General features: G+C 40.8%; 3 protein-coding genes. 2 read left to right on the top strand and 1 reads right to left on the bottom strand.

From position 1 onward, the window contains the following. The first annotated feature begins 186 nt into the window (after positions 1-186). Both CALSC_RS14615 and CALSC_RS14610 read left to right on the top strand, forming a co-directional pair. Complete coding sequence (locus CALSC_RS14615) at positions 187-963, top strand: MBL fold metallo-hydrolase (RefSeq protein WP_088242057.1); 777 nt, start codon at positions 187-189, stop codon at positions 961-963. A 372-nt stretch (positions 964-1,335) separates the two neighbouring features. Beyond that, positions 1,336-1,608, top strand: a complete 273-nt coding sequence (locus CALSC_RS14610; protein WP_088242056.1) for a hypothetical protein — start codon at positions 1,336-1,338, stop codon at positions 1,606-1,608. Positions 1,609-1,730: 122 nt separating this feature from the next. Here CALSC_RS14610 and gyrA read toward each other — a convergent pair whose 3' ends face one another. Then, positions 1,731-4,316 carry a DNA topoisomerase (ATP-hydrolyzing) subunit A gene (gyrA, locus tag CALSC_RS14605; protein ID WP_088242055.1) on the bottom strand — a complete coding sequence of 862 codons (2,586 nt, stop codon included), beginning with the start codon at positions 4,314-4,316 and terminating at the stop codon, positions 1,731-1,733. Between the last annotated feature and the right edge of the window lie 837 nt (positions 4,317-5,153).

Raw genomic sequence — 5,153 nt, 5'->3', positions numbered from 1 at the left:
AAAGCCTGGGGCTACACAAACCAATCCCACCTGCGTGGGCTAAATTCCTCTTAACCCACGCAGGTGGGTTTTGTTCCTGTAGCGATACCCTAGAAGGGTATTGCATCAAAATATGGGATGCTCTCTAAAAGTCAGGGATCTGGACACATGTCACAATGAAGATAAATATCATCTTCACAAAACGTCATGTATTTAACTTACTTAGATAGTAATAGCTGGTTAATTGAACTTGGAAGTAAGAAAATATTACTCGATCCGTGGCTTGTTGGAAATTTAACCTTTGCCAATGCAGATTGGTTTTTCAAGGGTTCCCACAACCAAGAACACCCAATCCCAGACAATATCGATCTGATATTATTATCCCAGGGATTAGAAGACCACGCTCACCCACTCACATTAAAACAACTCGATCGCTCCATACCTGTAGTTGCTTCTGCAAATGCAGCTAAGGTAGTCAGAGGCTTAGGTTACACCCAAATAACCACCCTGGCTCATGGGGAAACCTTCTCCTGGGATGAATCAGTGGAAATCACCGCAACCCCCGGTTCTCCCGTTGGTCCTACACTGGTAGAAAACGGTTATCTGCTCAAGGAATTAGAAACTGGTTTTACCCTTTATTACGAACCCCACGGGTATCATTCTCCATCTTTACAAAAATTTGCCCCTGTTGATGTAATCATCACTCCTTTGATTAATTTGAATCTACCCTTAGTAGGAGCATTTATTCGCGGTGGACAAAAAGCTTTAGAAGTTGCTCAACAATTACAACCACAAGTTATGCTCTCTACTGCTGGCGGTGATGTCAGCTTTGAAGGAGTGTTATCATCTTTACTTAAAGTGGTGGGAAGTATTGAGGAATTTCGCTCATTACTCAAGGACAATAATCTTCCTAGTCAAGTGATAGAACCACAGTCAGGGCAAAGGTTTTTAGTCCAATTACAAAAGAAAAACTTAGTTGCTTAAGGAATATATCATAATGTACGGGTGTGTGATATTCTGTTGTTAATAACACAAGTTACTTAGTACTACAAGTGTCTCACCCTTCATAGGCTTGACACACCAAGGCTTTAACCAATCTAGGTTGTCGCACTTCATCCCAAAAATGAAAGTATGAGATATGTTGTTCATACACGCATAACTCCGGTGCATCACCTGTGCATCAGTAATACATTGATGCACTTCCCCACATAATTGCGCCATGAGTTAGAGATTAGCCGATAATTGTTAATCAAAAAGCAGTTTCAGTCATAACAATTTTCGATTTTAGACTTCATAACAACTTGTTTAAAGAAATAAAGTTACCAAAGATCGCTAATAATTTCCAAGAGCGATGATATGTTTACCTATATGCGAGTTGCTGGATATAATCCCGTTGTGATTGAGCGGGTAAAGACGGCAAGTAGTTTAAATATTTTAATTAATAAGTTTCCTGTTACAGAGGCTCAATACCAAGAGGTAATGGGAGTTGATGATTCAATAAAAACAGCTTTGGATAAATTCAAGGAGAACCTACAAGAAATTGAAACGAAAATCACTCTTCGCAATCAAATCTATTATACCTACGAATATCTACTCTCTTTTCGAATCCCTCAGAGTATCAATATCTAAAATATCAATTCATTAAGGAAATATTCGAGAAAAAAGGGCACAACATCTACAGTATTTATTGTAGATGCTGTGCCCCTCTTAACTTACCAAAACCCTTGGGGGTTAAATTTATTACTTATTACTCACTCCAACTCTTCCTCATCTTCCCCAGTATCAGGAGGAACAATTGCCACTCCTGTAATTGCATCATCTTCATCTAGACGTTGTACCCTCACCCCGGTAGCAGAACGGGATTGAATAGAAATTGCATCCACTGATTGTCTAATGATAATACCGCGATTGGTTACCATCATGATTTCGTCTTCATGGTGAACAATCTGTAAGGTAGCTAAGGTGTCTTTGGTCTTACGGTTTTTGAATTTGGTTGCCATTAAACCTTGACCAGCACGATTTTGCAAGCGGAATTGAGCTACAGGAACCCTTTTACCATAACCACCAGTAGTAATTACTAATACCCAAGGATCAGTATTATTACTTTCTAAAATTTCCATGTTTTCTTCCCCAGCAATGTCTTCTGTTTCCAGCTCATCACTTTCACTATCTAGGGTACTGGTGACGTTGGCGAGTACGGCAGCGGGTATAATATCCATACCTACTAGGCGATCGCCTTTTTTCAATTTCATGGATTTTACCCCCCTGGTTGCCCTACCTAGAGGTCTTAATTGTTCATGGTTACAACGGAAGTGAATCGCCATGCCATGATGGGAACCGACAATCACAGAATCTTCTGCTTTTGCCCTTCTCACCCACCGCAGTTGATCCCCTTCTTCTAAGGAAATAGCAATTAATCCATTGGCACGAATGTTACTAAATGCTGCTAGGGATGTTTTCTTAATGTTACCGCCTTGGGTGAGCATGACTAAATATTCATCATCGCTAAACTCACTTACTGGCACAATGGAGGTAATTTTTTCCTCTTTGGGAATGGGCAACATTTGTACAATTGGGGTACCTCGACTAGTACGGGAACCCATTGGTAGTTGATAAGCTTTGATGGAATAAACTACACCGCGATCGCTAAAGAAAAGAACGCTATCATGGTCGCAACAAGTCAAGAAATGTTCTACTGTGTCATCTTGCTTCACCTTGGCTGCGGCTTTTCCTCTAGTTGCTCGACTTTGCGCCTCAAAGCTATTCACTGGCATCCGCTTAATATACCCTTGCTCAGTAATTAAAATAATTGCTTTTTCGTTGGCAATTAAATCAATGTCACCAATATCACCTTCAGCAGGGGTAATGATTGTCCGCCTTGGTGTGGCGTGGGTGGCTTTCAGCTGGGTGACTTCTGTTTCAATAATTTCCAGAATCCTTTCCCTTCTTGCCAAGATATCCTGCAAGTCAGCTATTTGTTCTTGTAATGCTTCGTGTTCCTTACGAATCTTATCTGCTTCTAAGGCTGTTAATCGCCGTAGTTGCATTTGTAAAATTGCGTCTGCTTGTGCTTCTGACAAACCATAATTAGTAATTAATTCTCCCTTCGCTGTGGGTGTATCAGCCGCATGGCGGATCAAAGCAATGATAGGATCTAATTGGGATAAAGCAATTAACAAACCCTGTAATAAGTGATCCCTTTCCTGGGCTTTTCGCAACTCATACTGGGTTCTTCTGGTAATAGCTTCTACCCGGAAATCCAGAAAAACTTGTAAAAACTGTCTCAGGTCGAGTACCTGGGGTTCACCGTTCACCAATGCCAGCATATTGGCACCGAAGTTAGTCTGAACTGGTGTTTGTTTATACAGGTTGTTTAATACTACCCGAGGATAGGCATCACGCTTGAGTTCAATCACAATCCGCATCCCATCGCGATCACTCTCATCGCGGATATCTGCAATTCCCTCAATTCGCTTGTCATTAACTAGCTCGGCAATTTTTTCAATTAAGGCAGCTTTGTTAGTTTGGTAAGGTAATTCCGTAACAATGATAGCTTCTCGATCTGGTCTACCCCTTTGCTCGATGGTTTCGATATTAGCCACACCCCGCATGGTGATAGAACCCCGTCCCGTGGTGTAAGCCTCTTTAATGGGTGCAGTTCCCAAGACTTGCCCTCCCGTGGGAAAATCTGGCCCGTGGATATACTGCATTAAGTCTGTATTCGTAATTTCTGGGTTGTGAATCATCGCCACAACCCCATCTACTAATTCACCCAGGTTATGGGGAGGGATATTAGTTGCCATACCCACGGCAATCCCAGAAGAACCATTCAGTAGTAGCTGTGGCAGCCTTGCGGGCATCACCGTTGGTTCTTGTTGGGAACCGTCAAAGTTATCGCTAAAATCTACTGTTTCTGATTCAATATCTTGTAATAGTGCCGCACTGGTTAAAGCCTGCAAGCGACATTCGGTATAACGCATTGCTGCCGGTGGATCGTTATCCACAGAACCAAAGTTTCCATGCCCTTGAATTAACGGCGCTCTCATGGAAAAGTCCTGAGCCATCCGCACCAATGCATCATATACTGCTGTGTCGCCATGGGGATGATACTTACCCAATACTTCCCCTACCACACGGGCACATTTACGAAAGGGGCGGTCTGCTGTCAACCCCAATTCATGCATAGCGTAAAGAATACGACGATGCACAGGTTTAAGACCATCCCTGGCATCTGGTAGGGCCCGACCTACAATTACGCTCATAGCGTACTCCAGGTAAGACCTGGACATTTCGTTTCGTAGATCCGTGGGGATGATCCTCTCCTGGGAGGTTGTCATAACCGTAAAAACTCCACAATATAGTTATTTTTTGCCTTGCAATCTGGCAATAGCAAAATTATTTCAAACTCAGCTTGAATAGCTGCTATAATTTAATCCGATTTTAACATAATTATTGCTTTATGTTGTAAATTTCAACAGCCGCAAACTAAAACAAAAATTTCATCAAATAAACAGAGAAAAAGACAAACTAAAAAAATAATATGACTCACCTAATTCATTAGCATTTTTAATGCTAGTAGATTTCATTAATAGAATGAGGCATTATTATGCTAAGATGCATCTATAAGAGTATTTTCAAGCTTTAGAATATATTATTTGTAATTAAAAAAATACAGAATCAAGCTGATTAATAGCAATATTTTTTGTCCTAGAAATTACTAGAAAATTTTGGGAATAAAAGTCGGAAATAAATATAAAAAAATATATTGTCTGATTTATCAAGTAGACTTTTTTTTGTAGCTCATTGTTTCCCCATATTCAAAGCAATTATTTGTTTGTTAATTTGAAAGTCCCTCATTCTCCTCTAGTTTCCCTTCACAGAGCTATTTTTGGTTGCTAGAGGACTGCTTTGAAAATATTTTAAGCGTGGGGAGTGAGGGAGTGATGGTTGGAAGTTAAGATTTTTTATCTTTCCCTCTTTCACTCCTTCCCTCTCTCCCGCATCTTCCCACACTCTCCCTGCTCCCTGCTCCCTTGCCTCTTCCCCCTCTTCTCGTCTACGCAATAGAAGTAGGCACAAATTCACGAAATAGGTTATAATGTTAAGTGAATTTAAGTTTATTTACAACAAATTAACCTTGCTTGGATGTGTGAATTATGGAAGTGGGGAAAGGG

The organism is Calothrix rhizosoleniae SC01, assembly GCF_900185595.1.
Lineage (GTDB): Bacteria > Cyanobacteriota > Cyanobacteriia > Cyanobacteriales > Nostocaceae > Calothrix_A > Calothrix_A rhizosoleniae.
The sequence above is the reverse complement of the archived record's forward strand: the minus strand, read 5'-3'. Positions and strand labels throughout refer to the sequence as shown.